Source organism: Promicromonospora sp. NPDC050249 (assembly GCF_040656015.1).
In the GTDB taxonomy this organism is placed as follows: domain Bacteria; phylum Actinomycetota; class Actinomycetes; order Actinomycetales; family Cellulomonadaceae; genus Promicromonospora.
In genome coordinates this window covers 1-23,207 of record NZ_JBFAKY010000017.1, presented here as the reverse complement: position 1 = coordinate 23,207, position 23,207 = coordinate 1, and the positions used below count along the sequence as shown (strand labels likewise).

The 23,207-nt window shown below is 71.5% G+C and carries 25 protein-coding genes; 10 read left to right on the top strand and 15 right to left on the bottom strand.

Features of this window, described 5'->3' with window-relative positions; genetic code table 11:
- Positions 1–12 precede the first annotated feature (12 nt).
- Both AB0I32_RS15405 and trpD read left to right on the top strand, forming a co-directional pair.
- Positions 13–462, top strand: coding sequence for a hypothetical protein (locus tag AB0I32_RS15405; RefSeq protein WP_357507408.1), 450 nt, complete (start codon positions 13–15; stop codon positions 460–462).
- On the top strand, positions 459–1,514 hold the full coding sequence (gene trpD, locus AB0I32_RS15400; RefSeq protein ID WP_357507406.1) for an anthranilate phosphoribosyltransferase: 1,056 nt from the start codon (positions 459–461) through the stop codon (positions 1,512–1,514). The genes AB0I32_RS15405 and trpD overlap by 4 nt, the downstream gene beginning before the upstream one ends.
- 123 nt (positions 1,515–1,637) lie before the next feature.
- Here trpD and AB0I32_RS15395 read toward each other — a convergent pair whose 3' ends face one another.
- The 3 genes from AB0I32_RS15395 to coxB are packed head-to-tail and all read right to left on the bottom strand — an operon-like array spanning position 1,638 to position 4,764.
- The gene (locus AB0I32_RS15395) at positions 1,638–2,039 is read right to left on the bottom strand and encodes a cytochrome c oxidase subunit 4 (protein WP_357507404.1); all 402 of its coding nucleotides are present in this window, start codon (positions 2,037–2,039) and stop codon (positions 1,638–1,640) included.
- Complete coding sequence (ctaD, locus tag AB0I32_RS15390; RefSeq protein ID WP_357507402.1) at positions 2,036–3,853, bottom strand: cytochrome c oxidase subunit I; 1,818 nt, start codon at positions 3,851–3,853, stop codon at positions 2,036–2,038. Before ctaD ends, AB0I32_RS15395 begins: the two co-directional genes overlap by 4 nt.
- Positions 3,853–4,764 carry a cytochrome c oxidase subunit II gene (coxB, locus tag AB0I32_RS15385; RefSeq protein ID WP_357507400.1) on the bottom strand — a complete coding sequence of 304 codons (912 nt, stop codon included), beginning with the start codon at positions 4,762–4,764 and terminating at the stop codon, positions 3,853–3,855. The genes ctaD and coxB overlap by 1 nt, the downstream gene beginning before the upstream one ends.
- A gap of 270 nt (positions 4,765–5,034) precedes the next feature.
- Between coxB and AB0I32_RS15380 the strand changes: the two genes are divergently transcribed.
- Both AB0I32_RS15380 and AB0I32_RS15375 read left to right on the top strand, forming a co-directional pair.
- Positions 5,035–6,219 (top strand): aminotransferase class V-fold PLP-dependent enzyme, encoded by a 1,185-nt coding sequence (locus tag AB0I32_RS15380; protein WP_357507398.1) that lies wholly within the window; start codon positions 5,035–5,037, stop codon positions 6,217–6,219.
- Positions 6,219–6,467: a sulfurtransferase TusA family protein gene (locus AB0I32_RS15375; RefSeq protein WP_116676043.1), complete on the top strand. Its 249-nt coding sequence runs from the start codon at positions 6,219–6,221 to the stop codon at positions 6,465–6,467. Before AB0I32_RS15380 ends, AB0I32_RS15375 begins: the two co-directional genes overlap by 1 nt.
- 111 nt (positions 6,468–6,578) lie before the next feature.
- Here AB0I32_RS15375 and erpA read toward each other — a convergent pair whose 3' ends face one another.
- Both erpA and AB0I32_RS15365 read right to left on the bottom strand, forming a co-directional pair.
- Positions 6,579–6,932 (bottom strand): iron-sulfur cluster insertion protein ErpA, encoded by a 354-nt coding sequence (gene erpA, locus AB0I32_RS15370; protein ID WP_108495706.1) that lies wholly within the window; start codon positions 6,930–6,932, stop codon positions 6,579–6,581.
- A 142-nt stretch (positions 6,933–7,074) separates the two neighbouring features.
- The gene (locus AB0I32_RS15365; protein WP_357507396.1) at positions 7,075–7,665 is read right to left on the bottom strand and encodes a hypothetical protein; all 591 of its coding nucleotides are present in this window, start codon (positions 7,663–7,665) and stop codon (positions 7,075–7,077) included.
- Positions 7,666–7,714: 49 nt separating this feature from the next.
- On the opposite strand from AB0I32_RS15365, the gene nadA reads away from it, so the two are divergent.
- The 3 genes from nadA to AB0I32_RS15350 all read left to right on the top strand — a co-directional run bounded on the left by nadA (position 7,715) and on the right by AB0I32_RS15350 (position 10,179).
- Entirely contained in the window at positions 7,715–8,929 is a 1,215-nt protein-coding gene (gene nadA / locus AB0I32_RS15360) for a quinolinate synthase NadA (protein ID WP_357507589.1), read from the top strand.
- A 14-nt stretch (positions 8,930–8,943) separates the two neighbouring features.
- The gene (locus tag AB0I32_RS15355) at positions 8,944–9,537 is read left to right on the top strand and encodes a DJ-1/PfpI family protein (protein WP_357507394.1); all 594 of its coding nucleotides are present in this window, start codon (positions 8,944–8,946) and stop codon (positions 9,535–9,537) included.
- Between the two features lie 93 nt (positions 9,538–9,630).
- Positions 9,631–10,179: an acyl-CoA thioesterase gene (locus AB0I32_RS15350; protein ID WP_357507587.1), complete on the top strand. Its 549-nt coding sequence runs from the start codon at positions 9,631–9,633 to the stop codon at positions 10,177–10,179.
- Here the strand turns inward: AB0I32_RS15350 and AB0I32_RS15345 are convergent.
- Positions 10,176–11,555 (bottom strand): dipeptidase, encoded by a 1,380-nt coding sequence (locus tag AB0I32_RS15345; protein WP_357507392.1) that lies wholly within the window; start codon positions 11,553–11,555, stop codon positions 10,176–10,178. The genes AB0I32_RS15350 and AB0I32_RS15345 overlap by 4 nt on opposite strands.
- A gap of 56 nt (positions 11,556–11,611) precedes the next feature.
- On the opposite strand from AB0I32_RS15345, the gene AB0I32_RS15340 reads away from it, so the two are divergent.
- Positions 11,612–12,232, top strand: coding sequence for a DUF3043 domain-containing protein (locus AB0I32_RS15340; protein ID WP_357507391.1), 621 nt, complete (start codon positions 11,612–11,614; stop codon positions 12,230–12,232).
- Between the two features lie 98 nt (positions 12,233–12,330).
- Here the strand turns inward: AB0I32_RS15340 and AB0I32_RS15335 are convergent, their stop codons facing one another.
- The 4 genes from AB0I32_RS15335 to AB0I32_RS15320 form a co-directional block, all read right to left on the bottom strand.
- Positions 12,331–13,344, bottom strand: coding sequence for an aldo/keto reductase family protein (locus tag AB0I32_RS15335; protein ID WP_357507389.1), 1,014 nt, complete (start codon positions 13,342–13,344; stop codon positions 12,331–12,333).
- 47 nt (positions 13,345–13,391) lie between these two features.
- Entirely contained in the window at positions 13,392–15,254 is a 1,863-nt protein-coding gene (locus AB0I32_RS15330) for a SigE family RNA polymerase sigma factor (RefSeq protein ID WP_357507387.1), read from the bottom strand.
- A 72-nt stretch (positions 15,255–15,326) separates the two neighbouring features.
- Positions 15,327–16,163: a hypothetical protein gene (locus AB0I32_RS15325; protein ID WP_357507385.1), complete on the bottom strand. Its 837-nt coding sequence runs from the start codon at positions 16,161–16,163 to the stop codon at positions 15,327–15,329.
- Between the two features lie 53 nt (positions 16,164–16,216).
- Positions 16,217–16,906, bottom strand: a complete 690-nt coding sequence (locus AB0I32_RS15320; RefSeq protein WP_357507383.1) for a hypothetical protein — start codon at positions 16,904–16,906, stop codon at positions 16,217–16,219.
- 60 nt (positions 16,907–16,966) lie between these two features.
- On the opposite strand from AB0I32_RS15320, the gene AB0I32_RS15315 reads away from it, so the two are divergent.
- Entirely contained in the window at positions 16,967–18,472 is a 1,506-nt protein-coding gene (locus AB0I32_RS15315; protein WP_357507381.1) for a PLP-dependent aminotransferase family protein, read from the top strand.
- On the opposite strand, the gene AB0I32_RS15310 is transcribed toward AB0I32_RS15315, so the two are convergent.
- The 5 genes from AB0I32_RS15310 to AB0I32_RS15290 form a co-directional block, all read right to left on the bottom strand.
- Positions 18,457–19,242, bottom strand: coding sequence for a putative hydro-lyase (locus AB0I32_RS15310; RefSeq protein WP_357507379.1), 786 nt, complete (start codon positions 19,240–19,242; stop codon positions 18,457–18,459). The genes AB0I32_RS15315 and AB0I32_RS15310 overlap by 16 nt on opposite strands.
- Positions 19,243–19,311: 69 nt before the next feature.
- The gene (locus tag AB0I32_RS15305; protein ID WP_357507377.1) at positions 19,312–19,521 is read right to left on the bottom strand and encodes a hypothetical protein; all 210 of its coding nucleotides are present in this window, start codon (positions 19,519–19,521) and stop codon (positions 19,312–19,314) included.
- Positions 19,518–20,609, bottom strand: coding sequence for a quinone-dependent dihydroorotate dehydrogenase (locus tag AB0I32_RS15300; RefSeq protein WP_357507375.1), 1,092 nt, complete (start codon positions 20,607–20,609; stop codon positions 19,518–19,520). Before AB0I32_RS15300 ends, AB0I32_RS15305 begins: the two co-directional genes overlap by 4 nt.
- Positions 20,606–21,037, bottom strand: coding sequence for a hypothetical protein (locus tag AB0I32_RS15295; protein ID WP_357507373.1), 432 nt, complete (start codon positions 21,035–21,037; stop codon positions 20,606–20,608). Before AB0I32_RS15295 ends, AB0I32_RS15300 begins: the two co-directional genes overlap by 4 nt.
- Complete coding sequence (locus AB0I32_RS15290; protein ID WP_357507371.1) at positions 21,034–21,393, bottom strand: hypothetical protein; 360 nt, start codon at positions 21,391–21,393, stop codon at positions 21,034–21,036. Before AB0I32_RS15290 ends, AB0I32_RS15295 begins: the two co-directional genes overlap by 4 nt.
- Before the next feature lie 167 nt (positions 21,394–21,560).
- Here AB0I32_RS15290 and AB0I32_RS15285 point away from each other — a divergent pair, with 167 nt between their 5' ends.
- A complete protein-coding gene (locus AB0I32_RS15285) occupies positions 21,561–23,111 on the top strand; it encodes a leucyl aminopeptidase (protein ID WP_357507369.1) in 1,551 nt (516 codons plus the stop codon).
- Positions 23,112–23,207: the final 96 nt, after the last annotated feature.

Here is a 23,207-nt window from a genome sequence, read left to right as displayed (position 1 = left end):
CACGATCGACGCATGACCGGCATGACGACGGATGTGACCAGCGCAGGTGCGGACGGTGTGGCGACGTCGAGCCCGCGAGTCCTCCTGTACAGCGACGACCGCACCGTGCGTGAGCAGGTCCGACTCGCCGTCGGACCGCGCCTGCACGCGGGCGCGCCCGACATCGAGTGGCTCGAGATCGCCACCCCCGCCGCGGTGGTGGACAAGGCCGACAACGAGACGTGGGACCTGCTCGTCCTCGACGGTGAGGCCGACCAGACCGGCGGCATGGGGCTGTGCCGCCAGCTCAAGAACGAGATCTACGAGTGCCCTCCGGTACTCATCCTCACGGGCCGGCCCGCGGACACCTGGCTGGCTTCGTGGTCCCTGGCCGACGGCGTGGTGTCCCGCCCGCTCGACGCCATCAAGGTCCAGGAGGCAGTGGCGAAGCTCCTTGCCACCCCCGGGGCGGGTACCGCGTGAACCTCGAGGCACCCACCTGGTCGGGCCTGTTGTCCGGACTCATCACCGGCACGGACCTGAGCCAGGCGGAAGCCGCGTGGGCGATGGACCAGGTGATGACCGGTGAGGTCTCCCCCGTCCAGCTCGGCGGCTTCCTCGTGGCGCTGCGCGCCAAGGGTGAGACCGTCGAGGAGCTCGCCGGCCTGACCGAGTCCATGGTCCGGCACGCGACCCGGATCGACGTGCCCGGCCCTTCGGTGGACATCGTCGGCACGGGCGGCGACCGCGCGCACACCGTGAACATCTCCACGATGGCGTCGGTGGTCATCGCGGGCACCGGCCTCCGCGTGGTGAAGCACGGCAACCGGGCGGCCTCGTCGTCGTCGGGCAGCGCGGACGTGCTGGAGGAGCTCGGCATCCGGCTGGACCACACCCCCGAGCGCGTGGCACAGATCGCGCGCGAGGCGGGCATCACCTTCTGCTTCGCGATGGTGTTCCACCCGTCGATGCGCCACGCGGGAGTCACCCGCAGGGAGCTCGGCGTGCCGACGGCCTTCAACTTCCTTGGCCCGCTCACCAACCCGGCCCAGCCGCGCGCGGCCGCCGTCGGCTGCGCCGACGCGCGGATGGCCCCGCTGATGGCCGGTGTATTCGCGGAGCGCGGCAAGTCCGCGCTGGTGTTCCGCGGCGACGAGGGCCTGGACGAGCTCGCGGCCACCGCCAGCTCCACCGTGTGGGAGGTGGCCGACGGCGCGGTCACGAAGCACCGGCTCGACCCCGCCTCCGACCTGGGGCTGACCCGCATCAAGGTCGAGGACCTGCGTGGCCAGGACGCCGCCTACAACGCGGCCGTCGCCCGTGCGGTCTTCGCCGGGGAGGACGGGCCGGTTCGCGAGACCGTGCTGCTCAACGCGGCGTCCGGCCTCGTCGCCGACGGCACCCTGCCGGGCACCGGAGCCGGCTCCGGGACGCTCGTCGAGCGTCTCACCGCCGGGATCGGCCTCGCGGCCGAGGCCGTGGACTCCGGAGCGGCGCAGGCCACGCTGGAGCGCTGGATGGCCGCCAGCCGCTGACCCGGCCCGCCGAGAGAACCCTGGCGAGATAGAACTGCAGCGAGGTAGAACGCGAGCATTGCGCTCAAGTTCTACCTCGCTGCAGTTCTATCTCGCCAGGGTTCTACCTCGTCGACAGACGGCTCAGTGCGAGTGGATACCTCGGGAGTACTCGAAGACCCAGCCCACGAGCGCGATGATCGCCAGGCAGAAGCCGATGTAGAGCACCCACCAGCCCACCGCCAGGCCGAGGAAGCAGATCGCGGCGGAGCCGGCGATCGCCAGCGGCCACCAGCTCCAGGGGGCGTAGACGCCCTGGTCGCCCGCGGCGTCCTCGATGTTGCCGTTCGGGTCGTCCTCGGGGCGAGCGTCGATGCGCCGGGCCGTCAGGGCCAGGTACGCACCGATCATCGCCACGAGGCCGCCGACCAGCGGCATACCGAGGTAGCCGACGGGCTCGGTCCAGTCCGTCATGAAGCCGTAGACGATGCCGGCTCCGACGAACAGGGGCGTGCCCCAGAGGAACAGCCTGCTCTCGATCTTCACTTGCTGGTCCCCTCGTCCGGCTGCTCGTCAACGATCGTGGTGCTGCTCTGGCCCGACTCGCCGCCGTCGCCGGCTGCGCGCTGCTGGGCCTGAGTTTCCTGGCCGCGCCGGTCGGCCTCGCCGTAGACGTTGTCGAGCACGCCACGGTTGTACTCCGGGTGCTCCATGGCGACGACCTCGGGGTGGTGCAGGTCGAACGCCGGCGACTCCGAGCGGATGCGCGGGAGCGAGGCGAAGTTGTGCCGGGGCGGCGGGCAGGACGTGGCCCACTCCAGGGAGCGGCCGTAGCCCCACGGGTCGTCGACCGTGACCTTGGGCGCCTTGCGCGAGGTGACGTACACGTTCCAGAGGAACGGCAGGGTCGACGCCGCGAGGATGAACGCGCCGATCGTGGACACCTGGTTCTCCCAGGTGAAGCCCTCCTGGGGCATGTAGTCCGCGTACCGGCGCGGCATGCCCTCGACACCCAGCCAGTGCTGGATGAGGAACGTGGTGTGGAAGCCGACGAACAGCAGCCAGAAGTGCCACTTGCCCAGGCGCTCCGACAGCATGCGGCCGGTCATCTTCGGCCACCAGAAGTAGAAGCCGGCGAACATCGCGAACACCACGGTGCCGAACACCACGTAGTGGAAGTGCGCCACCACGAAGTACGAGTCGGACAGCTGGAAGTCCAGGGCGGGGCTCGACAGGATGATGCCCGTCAGGCCACCGAAGAGGAACGTCACGAGGAAGCCGATGGACCAGAGCATCGGCGTCTCGAAGGTGAGCTTCCCTCGCCACATCGTGCCTATCCAGTTGAAGAACTTCACACCGGTAGGCACCGCGATGAGCATCGTCATGAAGGCGAAGAACGGCAGCATGACGGCGCCGGTCACGTACATGTGGTGCGCCCACACCGTCACCGACAGCGCGGCGATGGCGATGGTCGCGTACACGAGACCGTTGTAGCCGAAGATCGGCTTGCGGCTGAACACCGGCAGGATCTCGGACACGATGCCGAAGAACGGCAGCGCGATGATGTACACCTCGGGGTGCCCGAAGAACCAGAACAGGTGCTGCCAGAGGATGGCGCCGCCGTTCTCCGGGTTGAAGATCTGCGCGCCGAGGCGACGGTCCGCGCCGAGCGCGAACAGTGCGGCCGCAAGGGGCGGGAACGCCATCAGCACGAGGAGGCTGGTGATCAGCGTGTTCCACGTGAAGATCGGCATCCGGAACATGGTCATGCCCGGCGCGCGCATCGTGATGATCGTGGTGATGAAGTTGACCGCACCGAGGATCGTGCCGAAACCGGCCAGCGCGAGGCCGAAGACCCAGAGGTCACCACCTAGCCCCGGACTGTAGGTAGTGGTCGACAACGGCGCGTAGGCGAACCAGCCGAACGACGCGGCACCCTGCGGGGTCAGGAACCCGGCCACCGTGATGAGGCCGCCGAACAGGTACAGCCAGTAGGCGAACATGTTCAGGCGGGGGAACGCGACGTCGGGCGCACCGATCTGGAGCGGCATGATCACGTTCGCGAAGCCCGCGAAGAGCGGGGTGGCGAACAGCAGCAGCATCACGGTGCCGTGCATCGTGAACAGCTGGTTGTACTGCTCCTTGCTCTGCACGAGCTGGATACCCGGCTCGAAGAGCTCCGCACGGATCAGCAGGGCCATCAGGCCGCCGATGCAGAAGAACAGGAACGACGAGATCAGGTAGAGGTACCCGATCGTCTTGTGGTCAGTGGAGGTGATCCACTTGATGACGGTCCGGCCGAGCGTCTGTCGTCCGGGCGCCAGGCCCGGGATCAGCTCGGTCGTGGTTGCTGCGGCCATCAGTGCTCAGCCTCCGGTTCCTCGGTGTCGACGGGACCCTGCGTACGGGCGAGGTCCATGCCCAGTGCGCCGGTCTGGCCCTTGGCCGCGAGCTCCGCCATGTGGGCGTCGTACTCCTCCGCCGAGACGACCTTCACGTTGAAGAGCATGCCGGAGTGGAACTCGCCGCAGAGCTCGGCGCACTTGCCGGCGTAGGTGCCCTCACGGGTCGGCGTGACCTGGAACGTGTTGGTCCGCTGCGGGATCATGTCCTGCTTGTACAGGAACGCAGGGATCCAGAACGAGTGGATGACGTCGCGCGAGTCGAGCGTGAACTCCACCGTCTCGTTGACCGGCAGGTAGAGCGTCGGGAACGACTTCGAGGTGCCGATGGCGCCGTCGAGCTCGTCCTCCTTGGTGACGCTGCCCGGGTCCGCCTCGTGCTCGCCGTAGTCGTAGACATCGGCGTCGAGGTAGTTGAAGTCCCAGCTCCACTGCTTGCCGATGACCTGGATGTGCTCGGTCGCGGTGCCGTCGACCCTGTTGATCTCGGTCACGTCCCGGTCGGTGTACCAGAACAGCACGAGCACCATGATCAGCGGCACGGCCGTGTACATGAGCTCGAGCGGCAGGTGGTAGCGCGTCTGTATCGGGAGCTGGTGGTCTTCCTTGCGCTTCCGGTACGCCGCGATGCACCACAGGATCAGGCCCCACGTCACGATGCCCACGAGCAGGGCAGCGATCCACGAGCCCACCCAAAGATCGGTGATGCGCGCAGTCTGGTTAGTCACCTCCCCGTCGCTGTAGCCGGGCAGGTATCCGCGCTGGACGGATTCGCTTGCGCAGCCGGTAGCCACAACTGCGACAGCGACGGCTAGAGCCGACGTACGCAGGATGGCCCGACGGGTGCGGGTAGGTGCCTTCGAGTGCAAGGGAGGCCTTTCACGTCTCGTCCGGCGCGTCGCACCGGTTTCCTCCCGAGCTCCACGCAGAACCTTCGTCCTCGATGGGATGCAGCCTAGCGCGCTCCGGGGCCTGATGATGCCCGGAGGAGGGCCTGGGGGACGTGACGCACTCCGCACCCGGGGCGCCCATCCGGGCTGTTCAGGACATGCGCGCAGGTCGTGTCAGAACAATGGTGGCGGCGGGCCGGTCCGCGCGGGTGCGAGGATCAGGTGGACGACCCAGGAGCAGGAGGACGTGTGAGCCACGCCACCCCCGGTACGCCCGACCGGGTGCATCTCGACAACGGCGGCCGTGCCCCGTGGCACCCGCTCGCCCGGCAGGCGTTCGAGCAGGCGCTCGGCGACGGGTGGGCCGATCCGCGCCGGCTGCACGCCGAGGGCCGCCGCGCCGCCCGTCTGCTCGACGGCGCCCGCGAGGCGGTCGCAGCAGTGCTGGGTGCACGGACCCAGGAGGTCCACTTCACGCCCAGCCACACGTCCTCGCTGCACACGGCCGTCGCGTCAGCGGCCGCCGGTCGGCGACGTGCCGGTACCGCGATCGTGACCAGCGCCGTCGAACGGTCGGCGCTGCTGCAGGCAGCCGCGCACGCGGCGGGCGGCGCGCACCCGACGGGTGCCGCGCAGGCGGCCTCCCCTTCCCCGGTCCCGGTCGACCGGCTGGGGCGGGTGGACACCGACGCGATGATCTCCGCGGTCCGCGCGCCAGGTGTCGCGCTGGCCGCGCTGCAGTACGCGAACGGTGAGGTCGGCACCGTCCAGCCCGTCGAGGCGGTGCACGACGCCGCCCGCGCGGCCGGCGTCCCGCTGCTGGTCGACGCGGGTGCGAGCGTCGGGCACGTGGCGGTGCCCGCGACCTGGGACCTGCTGGCCGCCGACCCAGCGGACTGGGGCGGTCCCGCCGGGGTCGGGGTGCTCGCCGTCCGGCAGCGGGTCCGCACCGCGCCCGTGGGGCCGGAGGACGAGGATCCCTGGGCGCCCGGCGGTGTCAGCGTGCCGCTCGCGTTCGCCGCCGCGGTGGCGCTGCAGGCGGTCGAGGCGGACCGCGCAGCACAGGAGGCGCGGCGCCGGGAGCTCGTCGAGCGGCTGCGGGCGGAGGTGTCCCGCATCCCCGACGTCGAGGTGGTGGGCGATCCGGACGGGCGGCTCCCCCACGTCGCGACCTTCTCGTTCCTCTACGTGGACGGCGAGGCGCTCGTGACGGAACTGGACCGGCACGGGTTCGCCGTCGGCTCCGGTTCGGCGTGCACCTCGAGCACGCTGGAGCCCTCGCACGTGCTGGCGGCCATGGGCGTGCTCACGCACGGGAACGTGCGGATCGCCCTTGACCGCACCACTACCGCCGACGAGGTGGACCGCTTCTGCGCGGTGCTGCCGGGAGCGGTCACTCGCGTGCGCGAGATGCTCGGCGTGGGCGGCCTGTGATGACCGGCACGCTGGTGGACGCGAGGGGGCTGCGCTGCCCGATCCCGGTGATCCGGCTGGCAGCCGCGGCGAAGGGACTGCCTGCGGGCACCGAGCTGACCGTCCTGTCGACCGATCCCGCGGCGAAGCTGGACGTGCCCGCCTGGTGCCGCATGCGCGGGCACGAGCACGTGGCGACCCACGAGCACGTGACGAATCTCGACGGGAGCGACTGGACCGGCTGGTCCGTCACGGTCCGCCTGGCCTGACCAGGAACGACCTGCCCCAGAACGAGAAGGCCGAGAACGAGAAGGGCCGGTCACCGTGAAGGTGACCGGCCCGCTCTCGTCGTGCGACGTGTTGCCGACGCAGAGCTCAGGTCAGGAGAACGACCCGCCACAGGCGCACGCGCTGCCTGCGTTCGGGTTGTCGATCGTGAAGCCCTGCTGCTCGATGGTGTCCTTGAAGTCGATGGTGGCGCCCTCGAGGTACGGCACGCTCATCTTGTCCACGACGACCTCGACGCCGTCGTAGTCACGCAGCGCGTCCCCGTCGAGCACACGCTCGTCGAAGTAGAGCTGATAGATCAGCCCGGAACAGCCGCCAGGCTGCACCGCCACACGGAGGCGCAGGTCGTCGCGGCCCTCCTGCTCGAGCAGGCTACGGACCTTGCCCGCGGCGACGTCGGTGACGTTGACGCCGTGGGTCCCGATGTCCGTGGTCGTGTCGGTCATGTCATCTCCCGATCGTGTTCGACATACCGGTAGTCGATGTCTCAGCGGTGCCAACCCATCGGGCCGTCCGTCTGTTCCCGTCGCCGGTCTGTACTGAAGATCGTACGCCCACGGACCGGCCGCGCCCATCACCGTCCGGCGTTCAGCGCGCCCAGCCCGGCGTCCAGGTCCTGGCGACGCGGGTGACGTCTCCGTCGGCCGCCTCGTGCACCCCGCTGAGGCCCGCGGTCGACCATTCGCGCCTGCTCACCTCGCTGCGGTCCGTGATCACGACGACGGGAACGGCGTGCGGGGCGGCCGCCGCGGCGGCCTCGACCACCACGCCGCGGTGCAGCCCCTCGCCGTCGAGCCGCGTGACGTACGCCACGACGACGTCGGCCCGTGCGGCCGCTTCCGCCAGCACCGCACCTTCGTCGCGCGGCAGGGCGGACGGCGCCGGGCCGGGTGCGCTGGGGCCTGGCCGGTCGGGTCCGACGGCGAGCGGCCCGACGGCGTCCGGCCGTCCCACGGGGATCGCCGCGCCGGCCAGCAGGACTCCGCCGCCGGCGCCCGTGCCGTGGCCAGGTGCGGCGGCCTGCGGGCCGCTCGGCCCCGGCCCTCCGGTGGACGAGCCGGCAGCGCCCGGCACCCGCACCTCGCGGGCCGCGGCGGTGGCGTGGGGCGCGGCGGTGCGCCACGCGGAGGCGAGTCGCTCGGCGTCGGGCAGGGTCTCGGCAAGCAGCAGCACGTGCACGGACGCATCGTGACACCGTCCTGTCTGGCTGTCACCACCGCGTGTCATGATGGTGACCGTGAGCACCCTGCTGGCTGAACACCCCGGTTTCTCCGAGCCTGCCCCGTCCCCGCTGCTGCTGCTCGGCCAGGGCCGTGACCTGGCCTCCGAGCGTGGCGTCGAGTGCGTGGGCGAGCTGCCCGCACCGAGCGACCCGAACCTCGTCGAGCGGGCCCGTGCGGCGCGCGCCGCCCTGGGCAGCCGGGCATTCGTGCTCGGGCACCACTACCAGCGCGACGAGGTGATCGACTTCGCCGACGTCACCGGCGACTCCTTCAAGCTCGCGCGCGAGGCCGCCGCCCGCCCCGAGGCGGAGTTCATCCTGTTCTGCGGGGTGCACTTCATGGCGGAGAGCGCGGACATCCTCACCTCGGACCAGCAGCAGGTCGTGCTGCCCGACCTCGCGGCCGGCTGCTCCATGGCGGACATGGCTGCGATCGGCCAGGTCGAGGAGGCGTGGGCGGTACTGCAGGACGTCGGCATCGCCGACTCGACGATCCCTGTCACCTACATGAACTCGTCGGCCGCCATCAAGGCGTTCACCGGCCGCCACGACGGCACCGTGTGCACCTCGTCCAACGCCGAGGTCGCGCTGCGCTGGGCGTTCGACCAGGTGGGCGGGATCGACGGCACCGGGAAGGTGCTATTCCTCCCCGACCAGCACCTGGGCCGCAACACCGCGGTCCTCGCGCTCGGGATGTCGCTGGACGAGTGCGTGGTCTTCGACCCGCGCAAGCCGAACGGCGGGCTGACCGACCAGCAGCTGCGGGACGCCCGGATGATCCTGTGGCGCGGCCACTGCTCGGTGCACGGCCGCTTCTCGGTGCAGAACGTCACCGACATCCGCGCGGCGGTCCCCGGCGTCAACGTGATGGTGCACCCGGAGTGCAAGAACGAGGTCGTCACGGCCGCCGACTACGTGGGCTCCACCGAGTACATCATCAAGCAGCTCGAGGCCGCGGAGCCCGGCTCGTCCTGGGCGATCGGCACCGAGCTGAACCTGGTGCGGCGGGTCGCCAAGGCCCATCCGGACAAGAACGTGCACTACCTCGACTCGACGGTGTGCTTCTGCTCCACCATGAACCGCATAGACCTGCCCCACCTCGTGTGGGCGATGGAGTCGCTCGTGGAGGGACGCATGGTGAACCGGATCGTCGTGGACGCCGACGACGCCCACTGGGCCCGCGTGGCGCTCGACCAGATGCTGGCCCTTCCCGGAATCTGACACGGAGCGAGCACATGACCGGTAACGGCGGGCTGCGCATCGGGATCTTCGTCTTCGACGGGGCGGAGGAGCTCGACGTCGTCGGGCCCTTCGAGGTGTTCGCGGAGTGGGGCTCCCACTCGCAGGAGCTCCGGCCGTCGGTGAGCACGTTCTCCTGGGACGGCTCCGGCGTACGGCTCGCGAAGGGCCTGCGGATCCTGCCGGCGCACGGCGCGGACGACGTCGGGCCGCTGCACGTCCTGATCTACCCGGGCGGGCTCGGTACCCGACCGCTGATCGCCCAGGCGGGGCACCTCGAGTGGTTGCGGCAGATCCGCAAGCAGACGCCGGTCATGGCGAGCGTCTGCACGGGCGCCCTCTCGTTCGCCGCCGCGGGCCTGCTGGCGGGACGGCCGGCCACCACGCACCCCGACTACTACGACGAGCTCGCCGAGCTCGATCGGAGCATCCTCGTGGACACCGAGGCACGGTTCGTGGACGACGGCGACGTGGTCACCTCAGCGGGCGTCGCCGCGGGGATCGACATGGCCCTGCACCTGGTGGAACGGCTGGAGACGGCGGACGTCGCCGCGGCGGTGCGGCGCGAGATCCAGTACCAGGCCGACTGACCGGACAACCGCACGGCGGACGCACCGAAGCTTCTGGCACCAGGGGTATCTGATACTGCCGGTTCTCGGTATAACCTTCGTCGCATGGCTCGCATGTTCCAGCTCACCTGGACCGGACTCTTCCCGCGCAAGGCACGCCCCGGGCAGACCCTGCTCGACCCGTCGGTCACCCGGATGCGCGTCGGGCTGCTCGACCTCGACTCGAACCTCCACGTCAACAACGGCACGTACCTGCAGATGATGGACGTGGCCCGGAACAACCAGATCGCCGACCTCGGCATGTTCCCGGTCGCCCGCCAGAAGGGCTGGGCGCCGGTGGTCGCGGCGTCGACCATGAAGTACCGCCGGTCCCTGCGGCCGTTCGAGCGGTTCGAGATCACCACGCGGATCATCGGCTGGGACGAGCGCATGTTCTACCTGGAGCAGGTCTTCACGCGGGAGGACAAGCTGTACGCCCGTGGGATCGTGGCCAGCCGGTTCCTGGACCGCAAGGGCAACCGGATCTCGGCGCTCGACGTCGTACGGGACGCCATGGGCGAGAACCTCGCCTCCCCCGAGCTCCCCGAGGACGTCGCGGCCTGGGCCCGCGCGATGGATGTCGCACCGCGCGAGCCCTCGACCACGAGCAAGGGCCAGAGCTAGAGCCCCTCGCCGACCTTCGTCAGCAGCAGGGCCTCCGCCAGGACCACCTTCTGCAGCTCGCCGAGGTGCACCGACTCGTTCGCGCCGTGCGCCCGCGAGTCCGGGTCCTCGACACCGGTCACGAGGATCGCGGCGTCCGGGAAGACCTCGAGCAGGTCCGCGATGAACGGGATCGACCCGCCCACGCCGACGTCGACCGGCGGCGTGCCCCACGCCTCGGCGAACGCGGCGCGCGCCGCGCGCATCGCCGCCGTGTCGCCGGCCGCGAGGAACGGCTTGCCCTGCTCGCCGGACCGCCAGGTGACCTGCGCGTCGAACGGCGCGTGCTTCGCCACGTGCTCGGCGAGCGCCGCGTCGGCCGCCACCGGGTCCTGCCCCGGGGCGAGACGCAGCGAGATCTTCGCGGTGCAGCTCGGCGCGATCGTGTTCGACGCCTCAGCCACCGACGTCACGTCCATCCCGATCACGGACAGCGCGGGCTTGGCCCACAGCCGCCCGGAGACGGTGCCGGTCCCGGCGAGCGAGACGCCGTCGAGCAGCGACGAGTCCGCGCGGAACGCGGCCTCGGAGTAGTCGACCTCCGGCTCGGACGCGGCGACCAGGCCGTCGATCGCCACGTCGCCCGCCTCGTCGTGGAACGTCGCCACCAGGCGGGACATCAGGGTGACGGCGTCCAGCACCGCACCACCGAACTGCCCCGAGTGCACGGCGTGCTCGAGGACCTTCAGCTCGATCACGCCGTCGACGAGACCGCGCAGCGACGTCGTGAGGGCTGGGACGCCGACGCTCCAGTTCGTGGAGTCGGCGACGACGATGACGTCGGCCGCCAGCAGCTCGCGGTGCGTCTCCAGGAACGCACGGAACGACGGCGACCCCGACTCCTCCTCACCCTCGAGGAAGACCGTGACGCCGACCGGCAGGTCCGCACCGTCGGGCAGGCCCAGCGCACGCAGCGCGCCCAGATGAGCGATGATGCCCGCCTTGTCGTCGGCGGCACCACGGCCGTAGAGCCGCTCGCCCACCTGGGTGGGCTCGAACGGCGCGGTGTCCCAGGTCGCGGGATCACCCGGCGGCTGGACGTCGTGGTGCGCGTACAGGAGCACGGTCGGCGCGCCCTCGGGCGCCGGCCTGCGCGCGACGACGGCGGGTGCGCCCGGCGTGCCGTCGGGCCGGGGCGCGGACAGGATCTGGACGTCGGGCAGACCGGCGTCCCGCAGGAGCTGCTCGGTGGCCGCGGCGCTCGCGGCGACGTGCGCCTGGTCGAACGCGGCGGCGGAGACGCTCGGGATGCGCACCAGCGCCTCGAGATCGGCCTGCAGGGCGGGGAACAGCTCGGCGACGCGGGCGCGGAGGGCCGCGGTTGTATCAGAGGTCACCGCCCCACGTTAACGGCTCGCAGCGGGGCACTGCCGCGACCGATTAGGCTGGGGAGGTGTTCTCCCGCAGCAAGACTCCGACACCCGACGGCGTGACCCCCGTGGGCGACTCCCCCGACGACGTGACGCCCGCGTCCGCGACGACGTCGGACAGCGCCCTCAAGAAGGGGCGTCCGACCCCCAAGCGCAACGTCGCGCAGGCCGCGAACAAGCGCCCCCTCGTCCCGAACGACCGCAAGGCGGCACGCAAGGCGCAGCGCGAGAAGTCGCGCATCGACCGCGAGCGCGCCTACCAGGCGATGCAGACCGGCGACGAGAAGTACATGCCGGCCAAGGACAAGGGCCCCGTGCGCCGGTACGTGCGCGACTTCGTGGACGCGCGCTGGAACCTCGGCGAGTTCTTCCTGCCGGTCGCGTTCATCTTCCTGTTCGCGACGTTCTTCACCTCGCAGTACCCGCAGCTCAGCATCATCGTGATGCTCGGCCTCTACGGGTTCCTGTTCCTGACGATCATCGACGCGTGGCTCCTGTGGCGGTCGCTGAAGAAGCGCCTGACCGCGAAGTTCGGCGAGGTGCAGCGCGGTCTGCTGATGTACACGATCACGCGCGCGTACCAGCTGCGCCGTTCGCGGCTGCCGAAGCCGATGAGCAAGAAGCGCGGCAGCTACCCGGAGTAGCCCCCGCGCGGGGTCAGAGATGACCATGCACCTGCTGCCAGGACGAGCCTGTTTCTGGCAGCAGGTGCATGGTCATTTTTTGCGACCAGCCGAGCGGGTCAGGCCGGGCGCTTCTTCGGCATGCCCTCGAGGGTCTTCGCCGGGTCGCGCTCGATCACGCCGTCCAGTGCGTCGTCGATCTGCTTCATCAGCTCGGCGGGGATCGTCACACCCGACGCCTTGACGTTCTCCGCGACCTGCTCCGGACGCGACGCGCCCACGAGCGCGGCGGCCACGTTGTCGTTCTGCAGCACCCACGCGACGGCGAGCTGCGCCATCGACAGGTCAAGCTCGGCGGCCACCGGCTTGAGGTTCTGCACGGCGGTCAGCGTCTCGTCGGTCATGAACCGGCTGATCGTCTGCGCGCCGCCCTTCTCGTCGGTCGCACGCGAGCCGGCGGGGGCAGGCTGGCCCGGCAGGTACTTGCCCGAGAGCACGCCCTGCGCCATCGGCGACCAGACGATCTGCGAGACACCGGCCTCCTTCGAGGCGGGCACCACCTCGTCCTCGATGACCCGCCACAGCATGGAGTACTGCGGCTGCGAGGAGATGAGCTGGAAGCCGAGCTCCTTGGCCAGCGCGGCGCCGGCGCGGATCTGGTCGGCGGACCACTCCGAGACACCGATGTAGAGGGCCTTGCCCTGGCGCACGATGTCGGCGAACGCCTGCATCGTCTCCTCGAGCGGGGTCTCGACGTCGTACCGGTGCGCCTGGTACAGGTCGACGTAGTCGGTGCCGAGGCGGGTCAGGGACCCGTTGATCGACTCCATGATGTGCTTGCGCGACAGGCCCACGTCGTTGGGACCCTTGGGGCCCGTGGGCCAGTAGACCTTCGTGAAGATCTCCAGCGACTCGCGTCGCTCGCCCTTCAGCGCGTCGCCGAGGACCTGCTCCGCGGCCGTGTTGGCGTACGCGTCGGCGGTGTCGAAGGTGGTGATACCCGCGTCGAGGGCGGCGCGGACGCACGCCGTGGCGACGTCGTTCTCCACCTGCGAGGCGTGGGTGAGCCAGTTGCCGTAGGTGATCTCCGAGATCTTGAGACCACTGTTGCCGAGGTACCGGTAGTTGACCATGTCGTCACCCTATGACAACCGTCGAATCGAATCGACCCCCTCTTTCATCACTCGATCCTGGCGCGGCGCAGGGCCGCCGTGCCGCCGTCCACGTCCTCCACCCGCCAGGCGACGAGGTCCCCGGCGATCGCCACCGACGCCGTACCGGACCCGTGGTCCAGTAGGTGGGGCCGCCCCTCGCCGAGCGCATCGTCGACCAGGTACACGGTGTTCCCGTCGTCGCCCACCGTGCTCCACACCACGTCGTCCGCAGCCACGTCGATAGTGGTCACGACGTCCCCGCCGGCTCCCGGTTCGTAGGTCCGCTCCCATCCCGTCCTACGATCCAGCACGTGGACGGCGGCACCGTCGTTCCAGGCCACGAGCCTGTCGGACGCCGCGAGCTCCGTACCCCAGCCGTCGACATCCTGCGGTTCGGCGGCCGTTGCGGGACGAATTGTCTCAGTGCGCCCGTCGTCCCGGAAAGAAGTGATGGCGTACCGCGTCACACCGTCTCGGCCGCGCGTCGCAGCCGTGGTGAGCACCTCGTCGTCGTGGGCCGCAAACGTCCGCACCGCCGTCGCGACGACCTGCTCGGCGCTCTCGCCGTCCGCATCCTTCGCCCAGACCTTGCTCAGGTACTCGCCGTCCGGCCCCGTGCCGTTGGTCATCCAGACGACTCGTCCGGCGGTGAGCCCGACCCACGGGTCGCGGAGGGTCTCGCCGTCCGCCGCGAGGTCCGGCTCAAGGTGCTCCGCCACCGTGACCGGAGCCGACCCGGCTGCTCCGCCGTACACGCGGATCGCCCAGACTTCCGGGTCGCCGCCGTCGACCACCGGTGTCTCGACCCAGGCGAGCCGGTCACCCTGGCGCACCACGTCGAAGATCGGAGTGCTCAGGCCGTCGACCGTTCCCGACCCCGCGTAGTCACCGCGGTGCGGGATCCCGTCCTCCTGGATCTCCACGGACTCGACGACGGACGAGCCGGCGCCATCAGGCACTTCGGGCGTCCCGGAATCCGGGAAGGACGTCACCATGAAGTACGAGCCGTCCTCGGCGAGCGTGGCCGTAGCGGTGTCGTCGCCCAGCACGGCGAACGTCTCAGGCAGCGGCTCCACCTCCGCGGCGGGAACGGTCGGGGCTGCGGTCAGGCCCGGCCCCGGCAGCGGGTTCTCGAGCAGCCGCTTGATGCCCGTGACCTCCCGGAACCACTCGCTGCCCGGCAGGGCGATCTCCCCCAGGCCTGGTACCCGCACGGGCCCCGCCAGGAACCACACCAGCAGCAGCGCGGCGACGCCCGACGTCGTGCCCTGTGCCATCCGACGGCGGCGCAGCGCCGCCCGGCTGCCGCGCAGCACGGCGGCGGCGTCCACGACCGGCGCGTCGACCATCTCCAGATCGGCCCCCGCGACCATGCCGCGCAGACGTTCCAGCGCGCGGGCGTTGGTCGCCTTGACCGTGCCGACGCTCCGGCCGAGCTCCGCGGCGACGTCCGCCTCCGAGAGATCCAGCAGGTGCCGGAGCACGACGACGCGACGCTGCTGGGGTGCGAGCCGTGCGAGGGCCCGCACGAGCGCGTCCCGCAACGCCACCTCTCCGGACCCGTCCTGGGCGGCCCCGACCGGGATGTGGTCGTCGCCCGGTATCACCTCGCGCCGGACGTGCCGCCACGTGTCGATGCGCTGGTTCACCAGGATGCGGCGTGCGTACGCACGGGGCTCGCGGTCCCGCACCCGGTCCCAGACGCGGTAGGTGCGCTCGAACGCGGTCTGCACCAGGTCCTCCGCGCGGTGGCTGTCGCCGGCCAGGAGGTACGCGGTGCGGTAGAGGTAGGGCCCGGCTGTCTCGACGAACGCGACGAAGTCGTCGTCACGCGATCGAGCCACGCGCACGGTGGCGCGCTCGGTCTGATCTTCGGTGTCGATGCTCATACCCCCCCCACCACGTACGGCGAGGCTCGCAGGTTTATCGGCCGACCGCGACGGAGGTCGGCCTCCGTACCGTCAGAGCGGGAGGTCGGCATCCGCCGTCGCGCGCCTGAGCCCGCGCAGCACGCCCACGGCCAGCAGGGCCTGCCCGACGACGTAGGTCACGGCCGCCGCCCGAAAGCTGAGGGTGGCGCCGACCCCACCCGTCATGGTCCCGATCAGCAACAGCGCCGCCGCCGCGACGTGGAGCATTCCGCCGACGCCCGCGAGGCGGTCGGCCCGCCAGGCCACCACCGTCAGCAGGGACACCGCGGCCACCCAGGCCGAGCCCGCCACGACCGCGCCGACGACGTAGTCGCCGAGGTCCACGTGCGCGACCCCGGCGACCAGGACCACGACCCCGGCCACGCCTGCGACCAAGCAGGTGATGTCGGTGGCCGAGCGCAAAGGTCCCGCACCCAGCCATCCACGGAACGCGACGACCTGCACGACCAGAGCCAGCGCGAGGACCGCGCCGCTCACCATCGCCACGTAGACCAGCCCCTCGAGCTCCATGCCGCTCATCAGCGCCTCCCACGCCCCGGGGAGGAGCGCGGTCGTGACGAACACGTCGCCCAGGTAGCCGAGCGCCAGCGCGACGAGCGTGAGGACGACGGGGCGCGGCCGCAGCAGCCCACCGGACGACGGCGCTGCCGCCCACAGCGTCAGCGCCAGCAGCGGTAGCAGCAGGAGGTGCGCCACGAGGGGCGCCGTGAGCCCGGCTTCGTCCCACACGGTCACGTCGTCCGTCACACGGATCACGACCGCGACGAGCAGGAGGCCGAACGCGATCCGGGACACGAGCCCGGGCAGGAGTGCACGGATACCCGCGCGCGGGGCTTCGACGTCGCTGCTGGTCATGTCGCTGGTCATGCCGCAATGGTGGGGGCCCGCCCGCCCGGGCGCCACCAAAGCAGAGGTCTTCGTCAGTGGCGCCCGGTCAGACCCGACGGCGCGAGCCACCGCGCGGAGACCTGCACCACGGGGCCGACGCCGAAGGCGAAGACGACCGTCGCCCAGCCGAACGTCCCGCCCAGCAGCACCCCGAACAGCACGACGCTGACCTCGATGCCGGTCTTGACCAGCCAGACGGGCCAGCCGGTCTGCTGCACCAGCCCGGTCATCAGCCCGTCGCGTGGGCCCGGGCCGAAGCGGGCCCCGACGTAGGCGGCGGTGCTCACCCCGAGCAGCACGATCCCACCCAGGGCCAGACCGATCCCGGCCGGGAGCCCCGGGACGGGCACCAGCCGCTCCAGCACCCACAGGGCCGGGTCGATCACCAGGCTGATCACGATGATGTTGGCGACCGTCCCGACGCCCGGTCGCTGGCGCAGCGGGATCCAGGCGAGCATCACGAGCAGCCCGATCCCGAGCACCACCCACCCGTAGGCGAGGCCCGTGCGGTCCACGATGCCCTGGTCCAGCACCGCCCACGGCATCGCTCCCTGGCCCGAGTGCAGCATCATCGCCGTGGCGACGCCGAAGCCGACGAGGCCCAGCACCAGCTGGGCGACCCGGCGCACGGGGTGCATCAGGACGACTGCCGGGCCCTGTTCCTCGGGTGCGGTCGCGGGGAGGACTCCGTGGTCGGCCGGGCGGCCGGTGGTCGTGGTCATGCACCCATGGTGCTCGTCATTGGCCTTGTGTTCCATGGCCAATCGGAGAAGAGTGGCCCCATGTCCGTCGCGAGTCCCACCGTGCTGCGCCAGCTCTCCCCCGCCACCACCGCCCGGCTGCTCGGCACGTGGCATGCGGGCGGGGCCGCGTACCTGGCCCTCGCCGACGCGCTGCGGGCGGCGGTGCTGTCCGGAACGCTGGCCCCGCACACCCGCCTGCCGAGCGAGCGCGAGCTCGCGGCGGTCCTCGGCGTCTCGCGCACCACGACCTCCGGTGCATACGCGCGGCTGCGCGAGCTCGGGTTCGCGACGAGCCGCGTCGGGTCGGGCACGGTCACCACACTGCCGCAGCGCGCCACCGGGCCGGTTCCGGGCCGACCGGCCGGCGGCGACGCCCCGGTGGCCGGCGAGACCCTACGGGGTGCCACGCGAGCGATCGGCGTGTCCGGCGTCGGGCACATGGACCTGTGGCAGGCGACACCGCCCGCCCCGCCCGAGCTGCACGAGGCCTTCACCCGAGCGCTGGAAGGGCTGCCCGCCTATCTGGACTCGGGCGGCTACGAGCCGTACGGCCTCGCGCCGCTGCGCGAGGCCGTCGCCGCGCGCTACCGGGAACGCGGTGTGCCGACCACCGCCGACGAGATCCTGATCACCACCGGCGCGCAGCAGGCGATCGCCCTGCTCGCGCACACCCACCTGCGCCCCGGCGACCGTGCTGTGGTGGAGTCCCCCACCTACTTCCACGCCATGGAGGCCATGCGCGACGCCGGAGGCCGGGTGGTAGGTGTGCCCGCCGGACCGCTGGACGTCGACCTGCTCGCCTCGACGGTGCGTCGTGCACGGCCACGGCTCGTGTACCTCGTGCCGGACTACCAGAACCCCACCGGTTCCGTGCTCTCCGCCGACGAGCGTGCGGCCGTCCGGGAGATCGCCGACCGGCACGGCGTCACGGTCGTGGGCGACGAGACGCTCGTCGAGCTCGGGCTGTCGGACTCCGATACACCACCTCCGTTCGCCGGGGACGGCACGTCGCCGCACGTGGTGTCGGTGGGGTCCGCCTCGAAGGCGTTCTGGGGCGGGCTACGCGTCGGCTGGGTCCGGGCGCACCCGCAGGTGATCGCCCAGCTCGCCCGCGCGCGGCAGTCCGCGGACATCGCGACGGCAGTGCTGGAGCAGCTGGCCGTGACGGAGCTGCTCGGGCGCCGTGCCGAGGTGATGGTCGGCAGGCGTCGCATGCTGCGCGAGCGTCGTGACCTGCTCGTCGGCCGCCTCCGGGAGTCGTTCCCGTGGGACGTCCCCACGCCGCCCGGCGGGCTGTTCTGCTGGGTGGACCTCGGCCTGCCCGTCGCCCAGGCCTTCGCGGCAGCGGCGGCGGCCGAGGGCGCGCTCGTCGCCGCCGGTCCGCTGTTCACGCCGGACAACGCGGGCGCCGCCTCGCACGTACGGCTCACCTTCACCCGGTCACCCGCCGAGCTGGTCGAGGCCGTGCCCCGCCTGGTCCGGGCCTGGGAGCGCGTGGCCGGCCGTCAGCGCAACACTCACGGCACCACTCACGGCACGACGTAGCTCGAGTTCCGCACGTCGGTGATCGCCATGTGCCCGGGCGCGTGACCGATGGCGAACGACGGGCGCGACCGCATCACGGCGGCCTGCGGCGTCACCCCGCACGCCCAGAACACGGGGACCTCGCCGTCACGGACCTCCACCGCGTCCCCGAAGTCCGGGGCCGCCAGGTCGGAGATGCCCAGCGCCGCCGGGTCGCCCACGTGCACGGGGGCGCCGTGCACTGCGGGGTACCGGGAGGTGATCCGGACCGCGTCCGCCACCTGGCTCGCCGGGACCGGCCGCATCGACACCACGAGCGGGCCCGACAGGGCGCCCGCCGGGCGGCACTCCCGGTTGGTGCGGTACATCGGCACGTTGGACCCGGCCTCGATGTGGCGCACGGGCACACCGCCGTCCAGCAGTGCGCTCTCGAAGGTGAAGCTGCAGCCCACGAGGAAGGCGACCAGGTCGTCCCGCCACAGGTGCGTGACGTCGGCCAGCTCCTCGGCGAGCTCGCCGTCGCGGTACACCCGGTACGCAGGCAGGTCGGTGCGCAGGTCACCCGCAAAGATCGACGCCGACGTCTCGCCCGGCTCGGTCACGTCCAGCACCGGGCACGGCTTCGGGTTGCGCTGGGCGAACAGCAGGAAGTCGTACGCCTCGGCCCGGGGCAGGGCGATCAGGTTGGCCTGGGTCCACCCGGCGGCCCAGCCCGACGTGGGCACGCGGAGGCCTGCGCGGAAAAGGGCCCTGGCCTGGTCCGGGTTGAGCTGCGCGGGGGTCTGCTCCATCGGCCCATCATGCCGTTCTTGCCCTCGTTCAGGACCCCTGGAAGGAATCCGGGCCTGTACGGGCACGGCTCACGGCACCCGCAGCTCCACGCCCGGTGCTGCCTGGGTGCCGTCGTGCAGCAGGCGCGCCTGCACCGCGCCGGCCTCGGCCAGCGCACGCCAGTGCTCGCCGAGCCACTGCTCGGCGTCGTACTGCGCGGTGAACACGGGTGTGACGGGTTCGTCCAGGCGACGCCCCTCGGCGTCGTCCAGGGCCCACTCCCACTGCGGACGGATCACTCCAGCCTCCCACTTGCTGTCGAGCCTGCCGAGCGGGTCAGCGCGCGGTTGATCCGCGACGCCCACAACGGCCCCTCGTAGACGAATGACGTGTAGCCCTGCGTCAGGTCGGCTCCGGCGCGCAGGTAGGCGCGGACGTCGTCAGCCCTGGTGATGCCGCCGACGCCGATGATGACCGGTCCCGTGCCGAGCCGCTTGCGCAGCCGGGCGACCACCTCGATACCCCGGCCCAGCAGCGGCGGGCCGGACAGGCCGCCGGGGCCGCGGTCGTGGCCGATCGTCGTGTTGACGGCGACCACGCCGTCGAGCCCCAGCTCGAGCACGAGGTCCGCGACGGCGTCGATGTCGTCGTCCGCGAGGTCCGGGGCGATCTTCACCAGCAGCGGGATGCGCCTGCCGGCCCCGGCGGAGCCGGTGGCGTTGGCCTCGTCGGCCGCGGCGCGTACCGCCTGCAGGATGGGCCGCAGCGACTCCGTCGCCTGCAGGTCGCGCAGGCCGGGGGTGTTCGGCGACGAGACGTTGACGACCAGGTAGTCCGCCCAGGGAGCCAGCAGCCGGGCGGAGGTCGCATAGTCCGCCGCTGCGTCCTCCGGCGGCGTCACCTTGGTCTTGCCGATGTTGGCGCCGACCACGATCGCGCGGCCCGCCGCGGTACTCCGCAGCACCCGCAGCCGCTCCGCCGCGGCCGCCGCGCCCTCGTTGTTGAAGCCCATCCGGTTGCGCACGCCGCGCACGTCGAGCTCGCGCCACATGCGCGGCTTCTCGTTGCCCGGCTGCGGCTGTGCGGTGACCGTGCCGATCTCGATGAACCCGAAACCGAGCATCGTCAGGCCCCGGACCGCTCTCGCGTTCTTGTCGAAACCTCCGGCCAGGCCGAAGGGTGCCGGCACCACACGGCCGAAGATCCGCACGCTGCCCGGTCCGCCGGCGCGCTGGCCGAGGAAGGGGGCGACGGCGCCCTGCACGAGATCACGCAGCAGCGGCGTGCTGCCCACGCGCTCGATCAGCGAGAACGCGAGCTCGTGCGCCTGTTCCGGGTCCATGCGACGGAAGGCGGCGTTGAACAACAACGAGTACGGCCAGCTCATGCAGTCCTCTCCTCGGATGCGCTGGGCGACGTCCGCCACAGCCACCACAACCCCACGAAAGGCAGGACAAGGGGCACGTAACCGTAGCCCTGGCCAAACCCGGACCAGACGGTCGACTCGCCGAACACGTGCTCGTCGGCGAGCGACAGCGCGCCGACGGTCAGGATGCCGACGGCCTCGATACCCACTGTGATCCACGCGACCGTCCGCCAGGCAGGCGTCCCGATCGCGAGGGCGAACGTCGCCACGACGTAGACGACGGCGGCGAGGGTCGACAGCGAGTACGCCACCGGTGCCTCACCGAACTTCACGACCAGCTCGTAGGACGAGCGGCCGAGCGCCGCGAACGCCAGGATCCCGTAGACGGTCACCAGGACCCGGCCGAAGCCCTGCCCGGTCCGCCGTCCGGCCACCGCTCGCGCCATCATGCCCCCATCCAGATCTGCCACATGCGCCACTCCAGGAAGGCGACGGTCAGGGACGCCACCAGCAGGACCACAGAGCTCCACTTGGTGCGCTCGGCAAAGGCCCAGGCCGCGGCGACCGGGAGGATCACCAGGGTGGTGGCGTAGTAGCCCCAGAACAGCAGCGGGTCGTCCGCACCGGCGCCGGTGGCGCCCTGCACGATCGCGACGACGCCCTGGATCAGGACGACGCCCTCGATCACGGCACCGCCCCAGAGCTGGTTCAGGATGACCGCGCGGTCGCGTGCCACGAACCAGCCGGCCCACCCGGCCAGGACCACGCACAGCGCGACCACGAGGAGCAGGAGGGCAAGGATCACGTCCCGCAGACTACCGGGCGGCACCTACGGGGCGGCAATCGGATCGTGCGTGACCTGCGCCTCCATCCATGCGCGGGGCTCGGCCGCGAACCGGACGAACACCCCGGAAAGCCCCAGCGGGCAGGGAGTCGGACGGGGAGTCAGAGGCGCGGGATACGATCGGGCTCGTGACCGACGTGACCCTCTCCAGCAAGAATCCCACCGCCGTGAAGGCCGAAGCGCTAGTGGTGGCGACCGCCCAGACGTCGGACGGCGTAGCCGTCGTGTCCGACCAGCTCCCCACGGATCTGCTGACCGAGCTCGAGTCGCTCGCGCCGCAGCTCGGCGTGACCGGTGCGCGCGACGAGGTCCGCAAGATCCCGGCCGGCCCGAAGCTCGCGGTCGACGTCCTGGTCCTGACGGGCCTGGGCGAGCGCGCCGAGGACGGCACCTTCTCCACCGAGACCCTGCGCCGCGCCGCGGGCGCTGCGACCCGCGAGCTGGCCGGCCTCACGTCGGCGGCCATCGCGCTGCCCGCGTCCGACGACGACGAGATCACCGCCGTGACCGAGGGCGCGCTGCTGGGCGCCTACGCCTTCAACCGCTACCGCACCTCCGGCAAGGACGCCGGCAAGGACAGCACCGGCAAGGACGGCGCGAAGGCGGCCAAGAACGGCAAGAGCCCGGTCGCGAGCATCGAGATCCTGACGCCGCTGCACAAGAACGCGAAGGCCAAGGTCGCCGCCGAGCGCGCCGAGATCGTCGCCGCGGCGGTCCACGCCGCCCGCGACCTGGTCAACGCGGCGCCCAACGAGCTGTACCCGGCCACGTTCGCCGACGCGGCGAAGGCCGCCGCCAAGGACGTCCGCCACGTCAAGGTCACCGTCCTGGACGACAAGCAGCTCGCGTCCGGCGGCTACGGCGGGCTCACCGCCGTCGGCCAGGGTTCCTCGCGCGGCCCGCGCCTCGTCAAGGTCGCCTACACGCCGGCCAAGCCGAACGGGAAGGTGGCGCTGGTCGGCAAGGGCATCACGTTCGACTCCGGCGGCATCTCGATCAAGCCGGCCGCGGGCATGGAGGCCATGAAGTCGGACATGGCCGGCGCCGCCGCGGTCCTGTCCACGGTGGTCGCCGCCGCGAGGCTGAACCTGCCGGTCGCGGTCACCGGCTACCTCTGCCTCGCCGAGAACATGCCGGGCGGCAACGCGCAGCGCCCCGCCGACGTCATCACCATCTACGGCGGCAAGACCGTCGAGGTGCTGAACACCGACGCCGAGGGCCGCGTCGTCATGGCCGACGGCCTCGTGTCCGCGATCGAGGACGGCCACGACGTCGTGCTCGACATCGCCACCCTCACGGGCGCCCAGATGGTCGCGCTCGGCACCCGCACCTCCGCCGTCATGGGCACCGACGAGGTCCGCGACGAGGTCAAGGCCGCCGCCGACACCTCGGGCGAGCTGTTCTGGCCGATGCCGCTGCCGGAGGAGCTCAGGTCGAACATCAAGTCCAAGGTGGCCGACGTCGCCAACTCCGGCCCGCGCTGGGGCGGCATGCTCAACGCCGGCCTGTTCCTGCAGACGTTCGTGGGCGACCACCCGTGGGCCCACCTGGACATCGCGGGCCCGGCGTTCAACGAGGGCAGCGGGCACGGCTACACGCCCGGCGGCGGCACCGGCGTGGGCGTTCGCACGCTCCTGAGCTTCCTCGAGGGCCGCGCCGCCGCGACCCCGGCGAAGTAGCGGTTCGCGAAGTAGAGCGCCTGTCCGAGTCTCCGGCTCCACCCCGGGAGACTCGGGGTCGGTGAGCCACTTCGTGAACTCGTACGACCAGTACTC